Below are 20918 nucleotides of genomic sequence, written 5' to 3'. Positions count from 1 at the left end.
CGCCGTTCGCGGCGCGTCAACTATTGGGGTCCCTGCCGGTTGGGGGCTGTCCAAGACCGTAGGTGGCGCAAGCCTCAAATCGGGGAGAAATTCCCAGGCCTACGCAGATGGTGCTCACGATTCAGTGCAGGCTGGATCAGACACCAAAACATGTCGCCTCACGGCGATCAATGGTAAATCCAGGAGTAGAACCCGTGGCAATTAAGCTCGAAGACAAAAAGGCCATCGTCGCTGAAGTCAACGAAGCTGCCAAAGGTGCGCTGTCTGCCGTTGTGGCTGATGCCCGCGGTGTAAGCGTATCTGCCATGACTGGTCTGCGCAAAGACGCACGCGAAGCCGGCGTTTACGTACGTGTTGTACGTAACACCCTGCTGCGTCGTGCTGTTGAAGGCACCGAGTACGACTGCCTCAACGACGTCTTTGTCGGTCCGACCCTGATTGCGTTCTCCAACGAACACCCGGGCGCTGCTGCTCGTCTGTTCAAGGAGTTCGCCAAGGGTCAGGACAAGTTCCAGATCAAGGCAGCTGCGTTTGAAGGCAACTACCTTTCAGCCGATCAGATCGACAAACTGGCCACACTGCCGACTTACGACGAGGCAATCAGCCAGCTGATGAGCGTGATCCAAGGCGCTACCAGCAAGTTCGTTCGTACTTTGGCCGCTGTCCGCGATCAGAAGGAAGCCGAGGCGGCCTGATTGGTCAGCTAGCGCTTTGTTCGTTTGCTTTTAATGTTTTGACGACCCCAAGGGTTGTCCCCCAATACAGGAATATAGAGTCATGGCTCTGACCAACGAAGATATCATCAATGCCGTATCCGAAATGTCCGTTATGCAGGTCGTTGAACTGATCAGCGCAATGGAAGAGAAGTTCGGCGTTTCCGCCGCTGCCGCTGTTGCAGCTGGCCCGGCTGCTGGTGGCGCTGCTGCCGCTGAAGAGCAGACCGAGTTCAACGTTATCCTGACCGCCGCTGGCGAGAAGAAAGTTAACGTGATCAAGGCTGTTCGCGAGCTGACCGGTCTGGGCCTGAAAGAAGCCAAGGCCATGGTTGATGGCGCTCCGGCTACCATCAAGGAAGGCGTTTCCAAGGACGAAGCCGAAGCCGCGAAGAAGTCGCTGGAAGAGGCTGGTGCAGCGGTCGAGCTCAAGTAAGCTTGCGCGACCTTGCGTCGACAATCTGATCGACGGTCAGATTGATGGCTGGTGGCCTGTGTGCCACCGGCCTTTTTCCGTTCCGGCCTGATCTCGGGCCGGTCGGATCCACTCCGAAGCGAGTGAGCAAGACGAGGTCTTGCAAGCATTTTCAGGCTTTCCCGTCAGGGGGAGCCAATCAAGCAGGTGACCAAGCTGGGGAACGCTGATGGCTTACTCATATACTGAGAAAAAACGTATCCGCAAGGACTTTGGCAAACTGCCGCATGTGATGGATGTACCTTATCTGCTGGCGATCCAGCTGGATTCCTATCGGGAATTCCTGCAGGCCGGCAACGACAAGGACAACGTTCGTGATATCGGTCTGCACGCGGCCTTCAAATCTGTCTTCCCCATTATCAGCTATTCCGGTAATGCGGCGCTCGAATATGTCGGTTACCGGTTAGGTGAGCCGGCTTTCGATGTCAAGGAGTGCGTGCTGCGCGGTGTGACCTTTGCGGTTCCGCTGCGGGTGAAAGTGCGCCTGATCATCTTTGATCGCGAGTCTGCCAGCAAGGCGATCAAGGATATCAAGGAGCAGGAAGTCTATATGGGTGAAATACCCCTGATGACTGAAAACGGTACCTTCGTGATCAATGGTACCGAGCGTGTGATCGTATCCCAGTTGCACCGCAGCCCCGGGGTGTTCTTCGACCACGACCGTGGCAAGACCCACAGCTCCGGCAAGTTGCTGTATTCCGCCCGTGTGATTCCTTACCGCGGGTCCTGGCTGGACTTCGAGTTCGATCCCAAGGACGCCGTGTTCGTCCGTATCGACCGTCGCCGCAAGCTGCCGGCGTCCGTGCTGCTGCGCGCGCTGGGCTACCAGACCTCTGAAATTCTCGACATCTTCTATGACACCAACAAGTTCGAGGTGCAAGGTGAAAGCCTGCAGCTGGAGCTGGTGCCGCAGCGCCTGCGTGGTGAGATCGCTACCTTTGACATCACTGATGGCAAGGGCAAGGTCATTGTCGAGAAGGGTCGCCGGATTACCGCGCGCCATATCAATCAGCTGGAAAAAGCCGGTATCACCAGTCTGGAAGTGCCCTACGACTACCTGATCGGCCGTACCATTGCCAAGGCTGTGGTGCACCCGGCTACCGGTGAGATTCTGGTCGAGTGCAACGTCGAAGTGACAGCGGATCTGATCGACAAGTTGGTGAAAGCCCAGGTTGATCGCATCGAGACGCTGTACACCAACGATATCGACTGTGGCCCGTTCATCTCCGATACCCTGCGCATCGATAACACCACCAGCCAGCTCGAAGCGCTGGTGGAAATCTATCGCATGATGCGCCCCGGTGAGCCGCCGACCAAGGATGCCGCCGAGACCCTGTTCAGCAATCTGTTCTTCAGCAGCGACCGTTACGACCTGTCTGCCGTCGGCCGCATGAAGTTCAACCGCCGCATCGGTCGTGAAGAGATCGAAGGACCTGGCGTGCTGAGCAAGGAAGACATTATCGAGGTGCTCAAGACCCTGGTCGATATCCGTAACGGCAAGGGCGTGGTCGATGATATCGATCACCTGGGTAACCGTCGCATCCGCTCCGTTGGTGAAATGGCCGAAAACCAGTTCCGTGTAGGTCTGGTCCGGGTCGAACGGGCGGTGAAAGAACGTCTGTCCATGGCCGAAAGCGAAGGCCTGATGCCGCAGGATCTGATCAATGCCAAGCCGGTTGCGGCGGCAGTGAAGGAATTCTTCGGTTCCAGCCAGCTGTCCCAGTTCATGGACCAGAACAACCCGCTGTCCGAGATTACCCACAAGCGTCGTGTTTCCGCGCTTGGGCCGGGTGGTTTGACCCGTGAACGTGCCGGCTTCGAAGTGCGCGACGTACACCCGACCCACTATGGTCGCGTATGTCCGATCGAAACTCCGGAAGGTCCGAACATCGGCCTGATCAACTCGCTGGCCACCTATGCCCGGACCAACGAATACGGCTTCCTGGAAAGCCCGTATCGCCGCGTCAAGGATGCCGTGGTGACCGACGAGATCGTGTTCCTGTCGGCCATCGAAGAGTCCGATCATGTTATCGCCCAGGCCAGTGCCGAGGTGCGTGACGGCCGTCTGGTCGAAGAACTGGTTGCCGTTCGTCACATGAACGAATTCAGCGTCAAGGCGCCGGAAGAAGTCACCCTGATGGACGTATCGCCGCGTCAGGTCGTGTCGGTTGCCGCCTCGCTGATTCCGTTCCTCGAGCACGATGATGCCAACCGCGCCCTCATGGGTTCCAACATGCAGCGTCAGGCCGTTCCGACCTTGCGTGCCGAGAAGCCGCTGGTCGGTACCGGTATGGAGCGCAACGTGGCTGTGGACTCCGGTGTCTGCGTGACCGCTCGCCGTGGTGGTGTAGTCGACTCGGTTGATGCCAGCCGTATCGTTATCCGTGCCAACGACGACGAAGTGGAAGCGGGCGAAGCCGGTGTGGATATCTACACCCTGACCAAGTACACCCGTTCCAACCAGAACACCTGCATCAACCAGCGTCCGCTGGTGAAGAAAGGCGATCTGGTGGCGGTCAAGGACATCCTGGCTGATGGTTCTTCCGTCGACATGGGTGAACTGGCCCTGGGTCAGAACATGCGTGTGGCGTTCATGCCCTGGAATGGCTACAACTTCGAGGACTCCATTCTGGTGTCCGAGCGGGTGGTCCAGGAAGATCGCTTTACTACTATCCACATCCAGGAACTGACCTGCGTTTCCCGTGACACCAAGTTGGGGCCGGAAGAAATCACTTCCGATATTCCCAACGTTGGCGAAGCGGCGCTGGGCAAGCTGGACGAGGCCGGTATCGTTTACGTGGGCGCCGAAGTTGGCACCGGCGACATTCTGGTCGGCAAGGTCACGCCCAAGGGCGAAACCCAGCTGACGCCGGAAGAGAAGCTGCTGCGTGCGATCTTTGGTGAGAAGGCTTCCGACGTCAAGGACACCTCCCTGCGTGTACCGACCGGTACCAAGGGTACGGTCATCGACGTTCAGGTGTTCACCCGTGATGGCGTTGAGCGCGACTCTCGCGCCCTGGCCATCGAGAAGGAGCAGCTGGACGAGATCCGCAAGGATCTGCAGGAAGAGTTCCGCATCGTCGAAACGGCGACTTTCGAGCGCCTCAGCGCTGCGCTGATCGGCCACACTGCCGAAGGCGGTGCCGGTGTCAAGAAAGGCACCGAGCTGACTGCCGAGATTCTTGCCGGTATCGAGCGCGGCCAGTGGTTCAAGCTGCGCATGAGCGAAGACCATCTCAACGAACAGCTGGAGCTGGCTCAGGCCTACCTGATCGACCGCCGCAAGCTGCTCGACGAGAAGTTCGAAGACAAGAAGCGCAAGCTGCAGCAGGGCGATGACCTGGCGCCGGGCGTACTCAAGATCGTCAAGGTCTACCTGGCGATCAAGCGTCGCATCCAGCCGGGTGACAAGATGGCTGGTCGTCACGGTAACAAGGGTGTCATCTCGGTCATCATGCCGATCGAAGATATGCCCCATGACGAGAACGGCACGCCGGTGGACATCGTCCTCAACCCGCTGGGTGTACCTTCGCGGATGAACGTCGGGCAGATTCTCGAAACCCACCTGGGCCTCGCGGCCAAGGGCCTGGGCGAGAAGATCAACCGCATGCTCGAAGAGCAGCGCAAGATCGCCGAACTGCGCGAGTTCCTCGATGAGGTGTACAACAAGGTAGGTGGTCGTCAGGAGAATCTGGACGCACTCAGCGATCAGGAAGTCCTGGATCTGGCCAACAACCTGCGCGCCGGTGTGCCGATGGCAACTGCGGTATTTGATGGTGCTGAAGAGCACGAAATCAAGCACATGCTGCGCCTGGCAGATCTGCCGGACAGTGGTCAGATGAAGTTGTACGACGGCCGTACCGGCAACACCTTCGATCGCCCGGTTACCGTTGGCTACATGTACATGCTCAAGTTGAACCACTTGGTCGATGACAAGATGCACGCCCGTTCGACCGGTTCGTACAGCCTGGTAACACAGCAGCCGCTGGGTGGTAAGGCTCAGTTCGGCGGTCAGCGTTTCGGGGAGATGGAGGTCTGGGCTCTGGAAGCCTATGGTGCCGCCTACACCCTGCAGGAAATGCTCACCGTCAAATCGGATGACGTCAATGGCCGGACCAAGATGTACAAGAACATCGTGGACGGTGACCATCGCATGGAGGCCGGCATGCCCGAGTCCTTCAACGTGCTGGTCAAGGAGATTCGTTCTCTGGCCATCGATATCGACCTGGAATCCGAATAACCACCGAGTGCCCACGTCTCGGGCGGCGTGACCCGCCGCCCTTGAGACACTGCGAGGAGTATAGGCCTTGAAAGACTTATTGAACCTGCTCAAGTCCCAGGGACAAGTTGAAGAGTTCGATTCCATTCGAATCGGCTTGGCATCGCCGGAGATGATCCGGTCCTGGTCCTACGGCGAAGTGAAAAAGCCGGAAACCATTAACTACCGTACCTTCAAGCCGGAGCGTGACGGCCTGTTCTGCGCCAAGATCTTTGGCCCGGTGAAGGACTACGAGTGCCTGTGCGGCAAGTACAAGCGCCTCAAGCACCGTGGCGTCATCTGTGAAAAGTGTGGCGTTGAAGTCGCACTGGCCAAGGTGCGTCGCGAGCGCATGGGACATATCGAACTGGCATCGCCGGTTGCCCACATCTGGTTCCTGAAATCCCTGCCGTCCCGTATCGGTCTGCTGCTGGACATGACCCTGCGCGACATCGAGCGGGTACTGTATTTCGAAAGCTATGTCGTGATCGAGCCCGGTCTGACTACGCTGGAGAAAGGCCAGCTGCTGAACGACGAACAGTACTTCGAAGCGCTGGAAGAATTCGGTGACGAGTTCGATGCGCGCATGGGTGCCGAAGCGGTATTCGAGCTGCTGACCGCCATGGATCTGGAGCACGAGATCAGCCGGCTGCGTGAGGAAATTCCGCAGACCACCTCGGAAACCAAGATCAAGAAGCTGTCCAAGCGGCTGAAGCTGATGGAAGCCTTCCAGGGTTCCGGCAACAAGCCGGAGTGGATGGTCATGACCGTACTGCCGGTACTGCCGCCGGACCTGCGTCCGCTGGTACCGCTGGATGGCGGTCGTTTCGCGACTTCCGACCTGAACGACCTGTACCGTCGGGTGATCAACCGTAACAACCGCCTGAAGCGTCTGCTGGACTTGTCCGCGCCGGATATCATCGTGCGCAACGAAAAGCGCATGCTGCAGGAATCGGTTGATGCGCTGCTGGACAACGGTCGTCGCGGCCGTGCCATCACCGGCACCAACAAGCGCCCGCTGAAGTCCCTGGCCGACATGATCAAGGGTAAGCAGGGCCGTTTCCGTCAGAACCTGCTCGGTAAGCGCGTTGACTACTCCGGTCGTTCGGTGATCGTGGTAGGTCCGACCCTGCGTCTGCACCAGTGCGGTCTGCCCAAGAAGATGGCGCTGGAACTGTTCAAGCCGTTCATCTTCGGCAAGCTGGAACATCGCGGCCTGGCCACCACCATCAAGGCGGCCAAGAAGATGGTTGAGCGCGAGCTGCCGGAAGTGTGGGATATCCTCGCCGAGGTTATCCGCGAACACCCCGTGCTGCTCAACCGTGCACCAACACTGCACCGTCTGGGTATCCAGGCGTTCGAGCCGGTACTGATCGAAGGCAAGGCCATTCAACTGCACCCGCTGGTGTGTGCGGCCTATAACGCCGACTTCGACGGTGACCAGATGGCCGTTCACGTGCCGCTGACGCTGGAAGCCCAGCTGGAAGCGCGCGCGCTGATGATGTCGACCAACAACATCCTGTCGCCAGCCAGTGGCGAGCCGATCATCGTGCCGTCCCAGGACGTGGTACTGGGTCTGTACTACATGACCCGGTCGCGCATCAATGCGCGTGGCGAAGGCATGCGTTTCACCAGCATCGCCGAAGTCGAGATGGCCTACCGTAGCGGCCACGTTGACCTGCACTCGATGGTCAAGGTGCGTCTCGAAGAGACCGTCAAGCACAAGGACGAGAGCTGGACCACGGAAACCCGCATCATCGACACCACTGTCGGTCGCGCGTTGCTGTTCCAGATCCTGCCCAAGGGGCTGCCCTTCTCGCTGGTCGACCAGCCGCTGAAGAAGAAGGCGATTTCCAAGCTGATCAACACCAGCTACCGGATCGTGGGCCTCAAGGAGACCGTGATCTTCGCTGACCAGCTGATGTACACCGGCTTTGCCTATTCGACCATCTCCGGTGCCTCCATCGGCGTGAACGACTTCGTCATTCCCGAAGAGAAGGCGCGGATCATCGAAGATGCCACCGCCGAGGTGAAGGAAATCGAAGACCAGTACGCTTCCGGTCTGGTTACCGCCGGGGAGAAGTACAACAAGGTCATCGACTTGTGGTCCAAGGCCAACGACGAGATTTCCAAGGCGATGATGGACAACCTCAAGTCCACCCGCGTGCTGGATCGTGAAGGCAAGGAAGTCGAGCAAGAGTCCTTCAACTCGATGTACATGATGGCCGACTCCGGTGCCCGGGGTTCCGCCGCACAGATTCGTCAGTTGGCAGGTATGCGGGGTCTGATGGCCAAGCCGGATGGCTCGATCATCGAAACGCCGATCATTGCCAACTTCCGTGAAGGTCTGAACGTACTCCAGTACTTCATCTCCACCCACGGTGCCCGTAAGGGTCTGGCGGATACGGCACTGAAGACCGCCAACTCCGGTTACCTGACCCGTCGCCTGGTCGACGTGGCGCAGGATCTGGTAATCACCGAGGTCGATTGCGGTACTGATCAGGGTCTGGTCATGAAGCCGCATATCGAAGGCGGCGACATTGTCGAGCCGCTGGGTGAGCGCGTGCTGGGTCGGGTCATCGCCCGTGACGTATTCAAGCCGGGTACCGAAGACGTCATCGTCGCCGGCGGCACTCTGATCGACGAGCAGTGGGTCGAGTTCCTCGAGCTGAACAGCGTGGACGAGGTGATTGTACGCTCGCCCATTACCTGTGAAACCCGCTACGGCGTGTGCTCCACCTGCTATGGTCGCGACCTGGCACGTGGTCACCAGATCAATATCGGTGAGGCGGTGGGTGTGATCGCTGCCCAGTCCATTGGTGAGCCGGGTACCCAGCTGACCATGCGGACGTTCCACATCGGTGGTGCTGCCAGCCGGACCGCCGCGCAGGACAGCATTCAGGTCAAGAGCGCCGGTACCATCCGCCTGCACAACCTGAAACACGTGACCCGTGATGACGGCGCGCTGGTGGCGGTGTCCCGTTCCGGTGAGCTGGCTCTGGCTGACGAGTTTGGTCGTGAGCGTGAGCGTTACAAGCTGCCCTACGGTGCGGTGATCTCCATTCACGAGAGTGATAAGGTCCAGGCCGGCCAGGTGGTTGCCAAGTGGGATCCGCACACTCACCCGATCGTTACCGAGATTGCCGGTACCGTACAGTTTGTTGGCATGGAGGAGGGTATCACCATCCGCCGTCAGACCGACGAACTCACCGGTCTGAGCAACATCGAAGTAATGGCGGTGCACGAGCGTCCATCCGCTGGTAAGGACATCCGTCCGACCATGAAGCTGATTGGCGCTGACGGTAAGGAGCTGATGCTGCCGGGTACCGATGTGCCGGCGCAGTACTTCCTGCCCGAGAAGACCCAGGTCAACCTGTCCGATGGAGTGCAGGTAACCATTGGTGACGTACTGGCACGTATTCCTCAGGAAACGTCCAAGACTCGCGACATCACCGGTGGTCTGCCGCGTGTTGCCGATCTGTTCGAGGCGCGTCGTCCGAAGGAGCCGTCCATCCTGGCAGAAGTCAGCGGCACCATCTCCTTCGGCAAGGAAACCAAGGGCAAGCGCCGTCTGGTCATCACTCCGAACGATGGCAGCGATCCGTACGAGGAGTTGATTCCGAAGTGGCGCCACCTGAACGTGTTCGAAGGTGAACAGGTCACCAAGGGTGAGGTTATCTCCGATGGCCCGAGCAACCCGCACGATATCCTGCGTTTGCTGGGTGTCAGCGAGCTCGCCAAGTACATCGTCAACGAAATTCAGGACGTGTACCGCCTGCAGGGTGTGAAGATCAACGACAAGCACATCGAGGTGACCATTCGCCAGATGCTGCGCAAGGTCGAGATCAGCGAGTCGGGTGATTCCAGCTTCATCAAGGGCGACCAGGTCGAGCTGACCCAGGTCCTCGAAGAGAACGAAGCGCTGGCTGGTCAGGACAAGTTCCCGGCCAAGTATGAGCGGGTACTGCTGGGTATCACCAAGGCGTCGCTGTCGACCGAGTCGTTCATTTCCGCGGCTTCCTTCCAGGAAACCACACGGGTACTGACCGAGGCTGCCGTTACCGGTAAGCGCGATCACCTGCGTGGCCTGAAAGAGAACGTGGTGGTGGGTCGTCTGATTCCGGCCGGTACCGGTCTGGCCTACCACGCTGAGCGCAAGCGTCAGCGTACGGCCGACAAGCCGGCGAAAGTCAGCGCCAGTGAAGTCGAGCAGGCCCTGTCGGATGCGCTGAATTCCAGCGGCAACTGATCAGTGTCACCCGTCGTGGACCACGGCGGGTGCGCTTGACGATGGGGGGAGGTCTCTATAGAATTCCGTACCCCTAAAATAGGCGGGGCGTTTTGCCCTGCCGTTTTATTTAATATGTCCCAGGGACATCAGTGGAGTTTTGCTAGATGGCAACAATCAACCAGCTGGTTCAAAAGCCGCGCAAGCGTGTTGCTGAAAAAAGCGACGTGCCCGCGCTGCAGAACTGCCCGCAGCGTCGTGGTGTATGTACTCGCGTATATACCACCACGCCGAAGAAGCCGAACTCGGCTCTGCGTAAGGTCTGCCGTGTTCGCTTGACCAACGGCTTTGAAGTTTCTTCCTATATCGGTGGTGAAGGCCACAACCTGCAAGAGCACAGCGTCGTTCTGATTCGCGGCGGCCGTGTAAAAGACTTGCCAGGTGTGCGTTACCACACTGTTCGCGGTTCGCTGGATACCTCCGGTGTCAAAGACCGTAAGCAGGGTCGTTCCAAGTACGGCGCCAAGCGTCCGAAGTAATTTGAATTCATTTAACCTGAGTCGATAAGAGTAAGGTCAGGCGTAACGAAAATGTTGCAGTCCTGAGCTAACCTGAAGACCGTTTGAGGGCTTATCATGCCAAGACGTCGTGTAGCGGCAAAACGTGAGATCCTGCCAGAACCTAAGTATGGCAGCCAGATTCTCGCCAAATTCATGAACCATGTAATGGAAAGCGGCAAGAAATCCACCGCTGAGCGTATCGTGTACGGTGCTCTGGATAAAGTTAAAGAGCGCACCAAGACTGACGATCCGGTTGAGCTGTTTGAAAAAGCGCTCGATGCCATCGCTCCGCTGGTTGAGGTTAAGTCCCGCCGTGTAGGTGGTGCCACCTACCAGGTTCCGGTTGAAGTGCGTCCCTCCCGCCGCAATGCTCTGGCAATGCGCTGGTTGGTAGATGCTGCCCGTAAGCGTGGCGAGAAGTCGATGGATCTGCGTCTTGCTGGCGAACTGCTTGATGCAGCTGAAGGCAAGGGCTCTGCGGTCAAGAAGCGTGAAGACGTGCACCGTATGGCTGAAGCGAACAAAGCTTTCTCTCACTATCGCTTCTAAACAACGACTCAGGAGACTATCGTGGCTCGTACAACCCCGATCAATCTATACCGCAATATTGGTATTTGTGCGCACGTCGATGCGGGCAAAACCACAACCACGGAACGGATCCTGTTCTACACCGGCGCCAACCATAAAATGGGTGAGACCCATGATGGCGCCAGTACCACTGACTGGATGGCCCAGGAGCAGGAGCGTGGTATCACTATTACCTCCGCTGCTGTAACCGCTTTCTGGCAGGGTTCTCAGAAGCAGTACAAGAAGCACCGGGTCAACGTTATCGATACCCCCGGCCACGTTGACTTCACCATCGAAGTAGAGCGCTCCTTGCGCGTGCTCGACGGTGCAGTCGTTGTGTTCTGCGGCACCTCCGGTGTTGAGCCGCAGTCCGAAACCGTATGGCGTCAGGCCAACAAGTACGGTGTGCCGCGTATCGTCTACGTGAACAAGCTGGACCGTCAGGGTGCTAACTTCCTGCGCGTAGTCGAGCAGATCAAGAAGCGCCTTGGCCATACGCCTGTGGCGCTTCAGCTGCCGATCGGTTCGGAAGAGAACTTCATTGGTCAGGTAGACCTGTTGCGTATGAAGGCTCTCTACTGGAACGAAGACGACATGGGTATGGCCTTCCGCGAGGAGGAGATCCCTGCGGACATGCTTGAGCTGGCTGAAGAGTACCGTGAAAAGCTGGTGGAAGCTGCCGCTGAAGCCAACGAAGAGTTGATGAACAAGTACCTGGAAGGCGTTGAGCTGACCCTGGAAGAAATCAAGGCCGGTCTGCGTCAGCGTACCTTGGCCAGCGAAATCGTTCCGGCTGTCTGCGGTTCCTCGTTCAAGAACAAGGGCGTGCCGTTGGTACTGGATGCGGTTATCGACTTCCTGCCGGCTCCGGACGAAGTTGAAGCCATCAAGGGTGTGCACCCGGACGACGACGAGAAGATCGACAAGCGTATCTCCAGCGACGACGAGCCCTTTGCTGCTCTGGCGTTCAAGATCGCTACCGACCCCTTTGTTGGTACTCTGACCTTCGTTCGCGTGTACTCGGGCGTGCTGTCTTCTGGCGACTCGGTGATCAACTCGGTTAAAGGCAAGAAAGAGCGTGTGGGCCGTATGGTTCAGATGCAGGCCAACAACCGCGAAGAGATCAAGGAAGTGCGTGCTGGCGATATCGCCGCTCTGATCGGTATGAAGGACGTGACCACCGGTGACACCCTGTGCGACCTGGAAAAGCAGATCGTTCTGGAGCGTATGGAGTTCCCTGAGCCGGTAATCCACGTTGCTGTTGAGCCGAAAACCAAGGCTGACCAGGAAAAGATGGGTATTGCACTGGGTAAACTGGCCCAGGAAGATCCGTCCTTCCGCGTGCGTACTGATGAAGAGTCTGGCCAGACCATCATTGGTGGTATGGGCGAGCTGCACCTGGACATCATCGTTGACCGCATGAAGCGTGAATTCAACGTTGAAGCCAATATCGGTAAGCCGCAGGTGGCCTACCGTGAAGCGATTCGCAATACCTGCGAGATCGAAGGCAAGTTTGTCCGTCAGTCCGGTGGTCGCGGCCAGTTCGGTCACGTCTGGATTCGCTTCGAGCCGGCTGATGAGGCCGCCGAAGGTCTGATCTTCGCCAGTGAAGTGGTGGGCGGTACCGTACCCAAGGAATACATTCCTGCGGTGCAGAAGGGCATTGATGAGCAGATGAAGAACGGTGTTCTCGCCGGTTACCCGCTGCTCAGCCTCAAGGCAACCATCTTTGATGGTTCTTATCATGATGTTGACTCGAACGAAATGGCGTTCAAGATCGCCGCTTCCATGGCCACCAAGCAATTGGCCCAGAAAGGCGGTGCTGTTCTGCTCGAGCCGATCATGAAAGTTGAAGTAGTGACCCCCGAGGACTACATGGGTGACGTGATGGGTGACCTCAACCGTCGTCGTGGTCTGGTCCAGGGTATGGAAGACTCTCCCTCCGGGAAGGTTATCCGTGCTGAGGTTCCGCTGGGTGAGATGTTTGGTTACGCCACGGATGTACGCTCCATGTCCCAGGGACGTGCTAGCTACTCCATGGAGTTCGCCAAATACGCCGAGGCTCCCTCGAACATCGTTGACGCTATCATCAAGAAGCAAGGTTGATTGCTTCCTGGCTAATTGAAGAGGTTACTAATCGTGGCAAAAGAAAAGTTTGAACGCAGTAAACCGCACCTGAACGTGGGAACCATCGGTCACGTTGACCATGGCAAAACCACTCTGACCGCTGCTCTGACCCGCGTTTGCGCCGAAGTATTCGGCAGCGGTGGCACCTCCAAGGGCTACGATCAGATCGACAACGCGCCGGAAGAAAAGGCTCGTGGTATCACCATCAACACGTCCCACGTTGAGTATGATTCCCCGATCCGTCACTACGCGCACGTTGACTGCCCCGGTCACGCTGACTATGTGAAGAACATGATCACCGGTGCTGCCCAGATGGATGGCGCTATCCTGGTTTGCTCCGCTGCTGACGGCCCCATGCCGCAGACTCGCGAGCACATCCTGCTGTCCCGCCAGGTTGGCGTTCCTTACATCGTCGTGTTCCTGAACAAGGCTGACATGGTTGATGATGAAGAGCTGCTGGAACTGGTCGAGATGGAAGTGCGTGATCTGCTGAGCACCTACGACTTCCCTGGCGACGACACTCCGATCATCATCGGTTCCGCGCTGATGGCACTGAACGGTCAGGACGACAACGGCATGGGTACTACCGCCGTCAAGACTCTGGTCGAGACTCTGGACAGCTACATTCCCGAGCCTGAGCGTGCTATCGACAAGCCGTTCCTGATGCCGATCGAAGACGTATTCTCCATTTCCGGTCGCGGTACTGTTGTGACTGGTCGTGTTGAGCGCGGTATCGTTCGCGTTCAGGAAGAAGTCGAGATCGTTGGTATCAAAGACACCGTCAAGACCACTTGTACTGGTGTTGAGATGTTCCGCAAGCTGCTCGACGAAGGTCGTGCTGGTGAGAACGTTGGTGTTCTGCTGCGTGGTACCAAGCGTGAAGACGTTGAGCGTGGTCAGGTTCTGGCCAAGCCGGGCACCATCAAGCCGCACACTCAGTTCGAAGCTGAAGTGTACGTGCTGGGCAAGGATGAAGGCGGCCGTCACACTCCGTTCTTCAAGGGCTACCGTCCGCAGTTCTACTTCCGTACAACTGACGTGACTGGTTCCTGCGAACTGCCGGAAGGCGTGGAAATGGTTATGCCGGGCGACAACGTGAAGCTGGTTGTTACCCTGATCGCTCCGATCGCCATGGAAGACGGCCTGCGCTTCGCGATTCGCGAAGGTGGTCGTACCGTTGGTGCCGGCGTGGTTGCCAAGATCATCGCTTGATGATTTGAGCCATACGCAGAAGCCCCCGAGAGATCGGGGGCTTTTGTATTATGGTTGACACTGGACTGGCGCATCAGTAGAATTGCGCCTCCCTTGATGGGCGTGCCCGGTCCGGGTGTGCTCGGAAGAATAGAAGCTTGGAGTTTCTGGTCAAATGCAGAACCAACAGATTCGTATTCGGTTGAAGGCTTTTGACCATCGCCTGATAGATCAATCAACCCAGGAAATCGTGGATACCGCGAAACGTACTGGGGCTCAGGTGCGTGGTCCGATACCTTTGCCGACACGCAAAGAGCGTTTTACCGTGCTGGTTTCTCCGCACGTCAACAAAGATGCCCGGGATCAATATGAAATCCGTACCCATAAGCGGGTGCTGGATATCGTTCAGCCTACCGACAAGACTGTCGATGCGCTGATGAAACTGGACCTTGCAGCTGGCGTTGAGGTTCAGATCAGCCTCGGCTGATAGCCCCACACGACGGGGGCTATCCAGCCGTGTAACGCCCTGAAATGGGCGGCCATAGCGGGTAAATAGCCCCGTGCACTCATGAGGTTTACAACATGACTATTGGTGTAGTCGGCCGGAAATGCGGTATGACCCGCGTTTTCACTGAAGATGGTATTTCCATTCCTGTTACGGTGGTTGAAGTCGAACCTAACCGTATCACTCAAGTAAAGTCCCTTGATTCGGACGGCTATCAAGCTATTCAAATCACCGTGGGTGAGCGTCGCGCCAGTCGCGTCAGCAAGCCGATGGCTGGGCATTTTGCCAAAGCGAATACTGCTGCAGGTCGCAGCGTATGCGAATTCCGCCTGGAAGACGGCGCTGAGTTCGAAGCTGGTGCAGAAATCACCGTAAGCATTTTCGAAGCGGGCCAGAAAGTAGACGTTACCGGTCAGTCCAAAGGTAAGGGCTTTGCCGGTACCATCAAGCGCTGGAACTTCCGCGGACAGGATGCCACTCACGGCAACTCCGTATCCCACCGTGTTCCAGGTTCCATTGGCCAGTGCCAGACCCCGGGTCGCGTATTCAAGGGCAAGAAGATGTCCGGTCACATGGGCGCTGAGCAAGTGACTGTGCAGACCCTGGAAATCGTACGCGTTGACGCCGAACGTAATCTGCTGCTCATCAAGGGTGCAGTGCCCGGCGCGCCTGGCAGCGACGTAGTTGTCCGCCCGGCAGTCAAGGCCAAGGGTTAAGGGGGAGTTAGCATGAATCTGAATGTAGCTGGTGCAAGCGCGATCGAAGTATCCGATCTGGCCTTTGCAACCGAGTTTAACGAGACCCTGGTACACCAGGCCGTTGTCGCCTACATGGCTGGCGGTCGTCAGGGCACCAAGCAGCAGAAGACCCGTTCTGAAGTGTCCGGTGGCGGCAAGAAGCCCTGGCGTCAGAAGGGTACCGGCCGTGCACGTGCCGGCACCATCCGCAGCCCGATCTGGCGCGGGGGCGGTACCACTTTTGCAGCTCGTCCGCGTGATCATGAGCAGAAGCTGAACCGGAAGATGTACCGTGGCGCCATGCGCTCGATCCTCTCCGAGCTGGTTCGCCTGGATCGCCTGGTCGTGGTCGAAAGCTTCTCTGTTGAAGCTCCCAAGACCAAGGCGCTGGTAGGCAAGCTCAAGGATCTGAATCTGGAGAAAGTGCTGATCGTCACTGACAGCCTGGACACCAACCTGTACCTGGCTGCGCGCAACCTGCCGCATGTCGACGTACGTGATGTGCAGGGTTCTGACCCGGTCAGCCTGATCGCTTACGACAAGGTACTGATCACCGTACCTGCTGTTAAGAAGTTCGAGGAGATGCTGGGATGAACCAAGAGCGCATTTTCAAAGTACTGCTTGGCCCGCATGTATCCGAGAAGGCTACCGTGCTGGCTGAGACCAATAGCCAGATCGTGTTCAAAGTGGATACCACTGCGACCAAGCTGGAAATCAAGAAAGCCGTTGAACAGCTGTTCAACGTCAAGGTAGACCGTGTGTCGACCTTGAATGTCAAAGGCAAGACCAAGCGAACCGTTCGCGGCCTGGGCAAGCGTAATGACTGGAAGAAGGCCTATGTCAGCCTTGAGCCCGGTCAGGACATCGACTTCGCCAGCGCTGAATAAGAAAGGGGTACATCATGGCAATTGTTAAATGTAAACCTACTTCCGCTGGCCGCCGCTTCGTCGTAAAGGTCGTTAGCTCGGACCTGCACAAGGGTGCTCCTTATGCGCCCCTGCTCGAGAAGCAAGGCAAGTCCGGCGGACGTAACAACAATGGTCGCATCACCACGCGTCATCGTGGGGGCGGTCATAAGCAGCACTATCGTCTGGTCGATTTTCGTCGCAACAAGGATGGCATTCCCGCCACCGTTGAGCGTATCGAATACGATCCGAACCGTACCGCTCACATTGCTCTGCTGAAGTACGCCGACGGCGAGCGTCGCTACATCATCGCTCCCAAGGGTGTGACTGCTGGCGATCAGCTGGTGTCGGGTGCCGACGCGCCGATCAAGGCTGGCAACTGCCTGCCGCTGCGCAACATTCCGGTGGGTAGCACCATCCACGCGATCGAACTGAAGCCCGGCAAGGGTGCTCAGGTTGCCCGCAGTGCTGGTGCCTCCGTACAGCTGGTTGCCCGTGAAGGCGCCTATGTCACCGTTCGCCTGCGTTCCGGCGAAATGCGCAAGGTTCTCGGCGAATGCCGCGCCACCTTGGGCGAAGTGTCCAACGGTGAGCACAGCCTGCGCTCCCTGGGTAAGGCCGGTGCCACTCGCTGGCGCGGTGTGCGTCCGACCGTTCGTGGTGTTGCCATGAACCCGGTTGATCACCCGCATGGTGGTGGTGAAGGGCGTACTTCTGGTGGTCGTCATCCGGTGTCGCCGTGGGGCTTCCCCACCAAGGGTGCTAAGACTCGGTCCAACAAGCGCACTGACAATATGATTGTCCGTCGTCGCAGCAAGTAATTAGAGGGGAAACGACGTGCCGCGTTCTCTGAAGAAAGGTCCTTTTATCGATCTTCACCTGTTGAAGAAGGTCGAAGTTGCAGCAGAAAAGAACGATCGCAAGCCGGTTAAAACCTGGTCGCGCCGTTCGATGGTTCTGCCGCAGATGGTTGGTTTGACCATCGCAGTACACAACGGTCGTCAACATGTCCCGGTCATCGTTACCGAAGACATGGTCGGCCACAAATTGGGCGAATTCTCTGCCACGCGTACCTATCGCGGTCATGCGGCAGACAAGAAAGCCAAGCGCTAAGGGGTTAGAAAGATGGAAGTAGCCGCTACCGTTAAGGGCGCCCGACTCTCTGCCCAGAAAGCTCGCTTGGTCGCCGATCAGATCCGCGGGAAGAAGGTGGATGAGGCCCTGAATCTGCTGACTTTCAGCAACAAGAAGGCCGCTGATGTCATCAAGAAAGTGCTGGAGTCGGCCATTGCCAACGCTGAGCACAATGATGGCGCAGACGTGGATGACCTCAAGGTCTCCACCGTGTTTGTCAACGAAGGTCGCTCTCTGAAGCGCATCATGCCACGTGCCAAAGGCCGTGCTGATCGCATCATCAAGCGGTCTTGCCATATCACGGTCAAGGTTGCTGACAAGTAGGAGTCGATCACATGGGTCAGAAAGTACATCCGACAGGCATTCGCCTCGGTATCGTAAAACAGCACACTTCGGTGTGGTATGCAGACGGCCGCACTTATGCGGACTATCTGAACACGGACCTGAAAGTACGCGCGTACATTCAGGACAAATTGAAAAGCGCTTCCGTCAGCCGCGTTGATATTCAGCGCCCGGCCCAGACAGCCCGCATCACCATTCACACTGCCCGTCCCGGCATCGTGATTGGCAAGAAGGGTGAAGACGTCGAGAAGCTGCGTCAGGAACTGACCAGCCAGATGGGCGTTCCGGTGCACATCAACATCGAAGAGATCCGCAAGCCGGAACTCGACGGTGCCCTGGTGGCCCAGAGCGTTGCCCAGCAGCTCGAGCGTCGCGTCATGTTCCGTCGTGCGATGAAGCGTGCTGTACAGAACGCCATGCGTATTGGTGCCAAGGGTATCAAGATCCAGGTTAGCGGCCGTCTCGGCGGCGCCGAGATCGCCCGTACCGAATGGTACCGTGAAGGCCGTGTGCCGCTGCACACTCTGCGTGCCGACATCGACTACGCAACGGCTGAAGCCCACACCACTTACGGTGTGATCGGTGTGAAGGTTTGGATTTTCAAAGGCGAGATCATTGGTGGTCAGCCTGAAGAAATCAAAACCGTCGCGACCAAGAAAAAAGCTGCTAAGTAAGGGGTACGCACATGTTACAACCCAAGCGTACGAAGTTCCGCAAGCAAATGACCGGTCACAACCGTGGCCTGGCACATCGCGGCAGTAAAGTGAGCTTTGGCGAATACGCACTCAAATCCGTCAGCCGTGGTCGTTTGACCGCCCGTCAGATTGAAGCGGCACGTCGTGCTCTGACTCGTCACGTCAAGCGTGGCGGTAAAATCTGGATCCGTGTCTTCCCTGACAAGCCGATCTCCAAGAAGCCTCTCGAAGTGCGGATGGGTAAAGGTAAGGGTAACGTCGAATACTGGGTAGCCCAGATTCAGCCGGGCAAGGTCCTGTATGAGATTGAAGGTGTTTCCGAAGAGCTGGCGCGTGAGGCTTTTGCCCTGGCCGCTGCCAAGCTGCCCCTCGCAACCACCTTTGTTAAGCGGACGGTGATGTGATGAAAGCGACAGAACTTCGTGAAAAATCTGCCGAGCAGCTGAACGAGCAGCTGCTCACCCTGCTGCGCGACCAGTTCAATCTGCGCATGCAGAAGGCAACCGGTCAACTCGGTCAGAGTCATCTGCTCAAGCAGACCAAGCGTGACATCGCTCGAGTCAAGACCGTGCTCAATCAGAAAGGTGGTAACTGATCATGGCCGAGAACACTACAGTTAGTACCGTTACTGGCCGTGTGGTCAGCGACAAGATGGACAAAACCGTTACTGTGCTCATCGAGCGTCAGGTAAAGCACCCGCTGTACGGCAAGTACGTACGCCGCTCTACCAAGCTGCATGCGCATGATGAGAACAACGAATGCCGCATCGGCGATCTGGTCACTATCCGGGAAACCCGTCCCTTGGCTAAAACCAAGAGCTGGACCCTGGTACAGATCGACGAGCGCGCGGCGCAAGTTTAAGCCCCGCGCTGTTATAGCGGATTATTTAAGGGTCGGAGAAAGTTATGATTCAGACTCAATCCATGCTGGATGTGGCTGACAACAGTGGTGCACGCCGCGTTATGTGCATCAAGGTTCTGGGCGGTTCTCACCGTCGCTACGCCGGCATTGGCGATATCATCAAAGTGACCGTGAAGGAAGCGATTCCGCGCGGCAAAGTAAAGAAAGGCCAGGTGCTGACTGCGGTCATCGTGCGTACCCGTCACGGCGTTCGCCGTACCGACGGTTCGCTGATCCGTTTCGATGGCAACGCAGCCGTTCTGCTCAACAACAAAAATGAGCCGATCGGTACCCGCATCTTTGGGCCAGTGACGCGTGAACTGCGTAACGAGCAGTTCATGAAGATCGTTTCCCTCGCGCCCGAAGTGCTGTAAGGAGCCCGGTCATGCAAAAGATCAAACGTGACGACGACGTAATCGTCATCGCCGGAAAAGACAAAGGCAAGCGTGGCAAGGTCCGTAAGGTCCTGGCTGACGACCGCCTGGTCATTGCTGGTGTCAACATTATCAAGCGTGCTACCAAGCCGAACCCTATGGCTGGTGTGCAGGGCGGTATTGTTGAAAAGGAGGCGCCAATCCACGTCTCCAACGTGGCTATCTTCAACCCTGAGACCAGCAAAGCCGACCGTATCGGCTTCAAGGTCGAAGACGGTAAGAAGGTTCGTATTTTCAAGTCGACCCAAAAAGCGGTCGACGCTTGAGAATCTAGGTGCTTACCATGGCAAGATTGAAAGAACATTACCGGACTACCCTGGTTCCGCAGCTCAAGGAAGACCTGGGCCTGCAGAACGTGATGGAAGTGCCGAAGATCACCAAGATCACCCTGAACATGGGCCTTGGTGAAGCAGTAGGTGACAAGAAAGTCATTGAGAACGCATTGGCTGACCTGGAAAAGATCACTGGCCGTAAAGGCATCGTGACCTACTCCCGCAAGTCGATTGCCGGCTTCAAGATTCGTGACGGCTGGCCGATCGGTGTCAAGGTGACGCTGCGTCGTGAACAGATGTATGAGTTCCTGGATCGTCTGCTGTCGATCTCGCTGCCGCGCGTACGTGACTTCCGTGGTCTGAATGCCAAGTCCTTTGATGGTCGCGGCAACTACAGCATGGGTGTGAAAGAGCAGATCATCTTCCCGGAAATCGATTACGACAAGATCGATGCTCTGCGTGGTCTGGACATCACCCTGACCACTACCGCCCGGACTGACGACGAAGGCCGCGCGCTGCTGCGTGCGTTCAACTTCCCGTTCCGCAACTAGGAGTCAGGCAATGGCTAAAATCAGCATGAAGAACCGCGAGGCCAAACGGGCTCGCCTGGTTGCCAAGTACGCTGCCAAGCGTGCTGAACTCAAGGCCACCGTCGGCAACGTCAATGCATCTGTTGAAGATCGTTGGAATGCCCAGGTTGCCCTGCAGAAACTGCCGCGTGATGCGAGCCCCGTGCGTCAGCGTAACCGCTGCCGCGTGACTGGCCGCCCACACGGTGTATACCGCAAGTTCGGTCTCTCGCGCATCAAGCTGCGCGAAGCTGCCATGCGCGGTGATGTACCCGGTCTGGTCAAGGCCAGCTGGTAAACAAGACC

General features: G+C 57.4%; 23 protein-coding genes. All 23 read left to right on the top strand.

Annotation, left to right across the window (positions count from 1 at the left end):
- The first annotated feature begins 194 nt into the window (after positions 1–194).
- The 23 genes from rplJ to rpsN all read left to right on the top strand — a co-directional run bounded on the left by rplJ (position 195) and on the right by rpsN (position 20910).
- Positions 195–695, top strand: coding sequence for a 50S ribosomal protein L10 (gene rplJ / locus DHB74_RS16050; RefSeq protein ID WP_036993748.1), 501 nt, complete (start codon positions 195–197; stop codon positions 693–695).
- Positions 696–777: 82 nt separating this feature from the next.
- Complete coding sequence (gene rplL, locus DHB74_RS16045; RefSeq protein WP_036993745.1) at positions 778–1149, top strand: 50S ribosomal protein L7/L12; 372 nt, start codon at positions 778–780, stop codon at positions 1147–1149.
- Between the two features lie 208 nt (positions 1150–1357).
- Entirely contained in the window at positions 1358–5428 is a 4071-nt protein-coding gene (gene rpoB / locus DHB74_RS16040; RefSeq protein ID WP_036993742.1) for a DNA-directed RNA polymerase subunit beta, read from the top strand.
- A 67-nt stretch (positions 5429–5495) separates the two neighbouring features.
- Positions 5496–9695 carry a DNA-directed RNA polymerase subunit beta' gene (gene rpoC / locus DHB74_RS16035; RefSeq protein ID WP_036993740.1) on the top strand — a complete coding sequence of 1400 codons (4200 nt, stop codon included), beginning with the start codon at positions 5496–5498 and terminating at the stop codon, positions 9693–9695.
- Positions 9696–9841: 146 nt separating this feature from the next.
- Positions 9842–10213 carry a 30S ribosomal protein S12 gene (rpsL, locus tag DHB74_RS16030; protein ID WP_036993737.1) on the top strand — a complete coding sequence of 124 codons (372 nt, stop codon included), beginning with the start codon at positions 9842–9844 and terminating at the stop codon, positions 10211–10213.
- Positions 10214–10309: 96 nt separating this feature from the next.
- Positions 10310–10783, top strand: coding sequence for a 30S ribosomal protein S7 (gene rpsG / locus DHB74_RS16025; RefSeq protein WP_036993734.1), 474 nt, complete (start codon positions 10310–10312; stop codon positions 10781–10783).
- A 21-nt stretch (positions 10784–10804) separates the two neighbouring features.
- Positions 10805–12907, top strand: coding sequence for an elongation factor G (gene fusA, locus DHB74_RS16020; protein WP_036993731.1), 2103 nt, complete (start codon positions 10805–10807; stop codon positions 12905–12907).
- Between the two features lie 33 nt (positions 12908–12940).
- Positions 12941–14140 (top strand): elongation factor Tu, encoded by a 1200-nt coding sequence (tuf, locus tag DHB74_RS16015; RefSeq protein WP_036993729.1) that lies wholly within the window; start codon positions 12941–12943, stop codon positions 14138–14140.
- A 154-nt stretch (positions 14141–14294) separates the two neighbouring features.
- Positions 14295–14606 (top strand): 30S ribosomal protein S10, encoded by a 312-nt coding sequence (rpsJ, locus tag DHB74_RS16010; RefSeq protein ID WP_028614853.1) that lies wholly within the window; start codon positions 14295–14297, stop codon positions 14604–14606.
- Positions 14607–14701: 95 nt separating this feature from the next.
- A complete protein-coding gene (gene rplC / locus DHB74_RS16005; RefSeq protein WP_036993727.1) occupies positions 14702–15340 on the top strand; it encodes a 50S ribosomal protein L3 in 639 nt (212 codons plus the stop codon).
- A 12-nt stretch (positions 15341–15352) separates the two neighbouring features.
- Complete coding sequence (gene rplD, locus DHB74_RS16000) at positions 15353–15955, top strand: 50S ribosomal protein L4 (RefSeq protein WP_036993726.1); 603 nt, start codon at positions 15353–15355, stop codon at positions 15953–15955.
- Positions 15952–16248, top strand: coding sequence for a 50S ribosomal protein L23 (gene rplW, locus DHB74_RS15995; protein WP_036993723.1), 297 nt, complete (start codon positions 15952–15954; stop codon positions 16246–16248). The genes rplD and rplW overlap by 4 nt, the downstream gene beginning before the upstream one ends.
- A gap of 14 nt (positions 16249–16262) precedes the next feature.
- On the top strand, positions 16263–17087 hold the full coding sequence (gene rplB / locus DHB74_RS15990; RefSeq protein ID WP_036993722.1) for a 50S ribosomal protein L2: 825 nt from the start codon (positions 16263–16265) through the stop codon (positions 17085–17087).
- 16 nt (positions 17088–17103) lie between these two features.
- Positions 17104–17379: a 30S ribosomal protein S19 gene (gene rpsS / locus DHB74_RS15985; protein WP_036993720.1), complete on the top strand. Its 276-nt coding sequence runs from the start codon at positions 17104–17106 to the stop codon at positions 17377–17379.
- Between the two features lie 12 nt (positions 17380–17391).
- Positions 17392–17724: a 50S ribosomal protein L22 gene (rplV, locus tag DHB74_RS15980; protein ID WP_036993718.1), complete on the top strand. Its 333-nt coding sequence runs from the start codon at positions 17392–17394 to the stop codon at positions 17722–17724.
- A gap of 11 nt (positions 17725–17735) precedes the next feature.
- Positions 17736–18416, top strand: coding sequence for a 30S ribosomal protein S3 (gene rpsC / locus DHB74_RS15975; protein WP_036993716.1), 681 nt, complete (start codon positions 17736–17738; stop codon positions 18414–18416).
- 11 nt (positions 18417–18427) lie between these two features.
- Positions 18428–18841 carry a 50S ribosomal protein L16 gene (gene rplP, locus DHB74_RS15970; protein WP_036993714.1) on the top strand — a complete coding sequence of 138 codons (414 nt, stop codon included), beginning with the start codon at positions 18428–18430 and terminating at the stop codon, positions 18839–18841.
- Positions 18841–19032, top strand: coding sequence for a 50S ribosomal protein L29 (rpmC, locus tag DHB74_RS15965; RefSeq protein ID WP_036993711.1), 192 nt, complete (start codon positions 18841–18843; stop codon positions 19030–19032). Before rplP ends, rpmC begins: the two co-directional genes overlap by 1 nt.
- 2 nt (positions 19033–19034) lie before the next feature.
- Complete coding sequence (gene rpsQ, locus DHB74_RS15960; protein ID WP_036993710.1) at positions 19035–19298, top strand: 30S ribosomal protein S17; 264 nt, start codon at positions 19035–19037, stop codon at positions 19296–19298.
- A gap of 44 nt (positions 19299–19342) precedes the next feature.
- Positions 19343–19711, top strand: coding sequence for a 50S ribosomal protein L14 (gene rplN / locus DHB74_RS15955; RefSeq protein WP_036993708.1), 369 nt, complete (start codon positions 19343–19345; stop codon positions 19709–19711).
- 11 nt (positions 19712–19722) lie between these two features.
- Positions 19723–20037 carry a 50S ribosomal protein L24 gene (rplX, locus tag DHB74_RS15950; protein ID WP_036993706.1) on the top strand — a complete coding sequence of 105 codons (315 nt, stop codon included), beginning with the start codon at positions 19723–19725 and terminating at the stop codon, positions 20035–20037.
- 17 nt (positions 20038–20054) lie between these two features.
- A complete protein-coding gene (gene rplE, locus DHB74_RS15945; RefSeq protein ID WP_036993705.1) occupies positions 20055–20594 on the top strand; it encodes a 50S ribosomal protein L5 in 540 nt (179 codons plus the stop codon).
- Positions 20595–20604: 10 nt separating this feature from the next.
- Complete coding sequence (rpsN, locus tag DHB74_RS15940) at positions 20605–20910, top strand: 30S ribosomal protein S14 (RefSeq protein WP_036993703.1); 306 nt, start codon at positions 20605–20607, stop codon at positions 20908–20910.
- The last annotated feature ends 8 nt before the right edge of the window (positions 20911–20918 follow it).

This window comes from Pseudomonas sp. G11-1 (assembly GCF_024031555.1).
Lineage (GTDB): Bacteria > Pseudomonadota > Gammaproteobacteria > Pseudomonadales > Pseudomonadaceae > Halopseudomonas > Halopseudomonas bauzanensis.
This window is presented reverse-complemented; position numbering and strand designations above follow the sequence as displayed.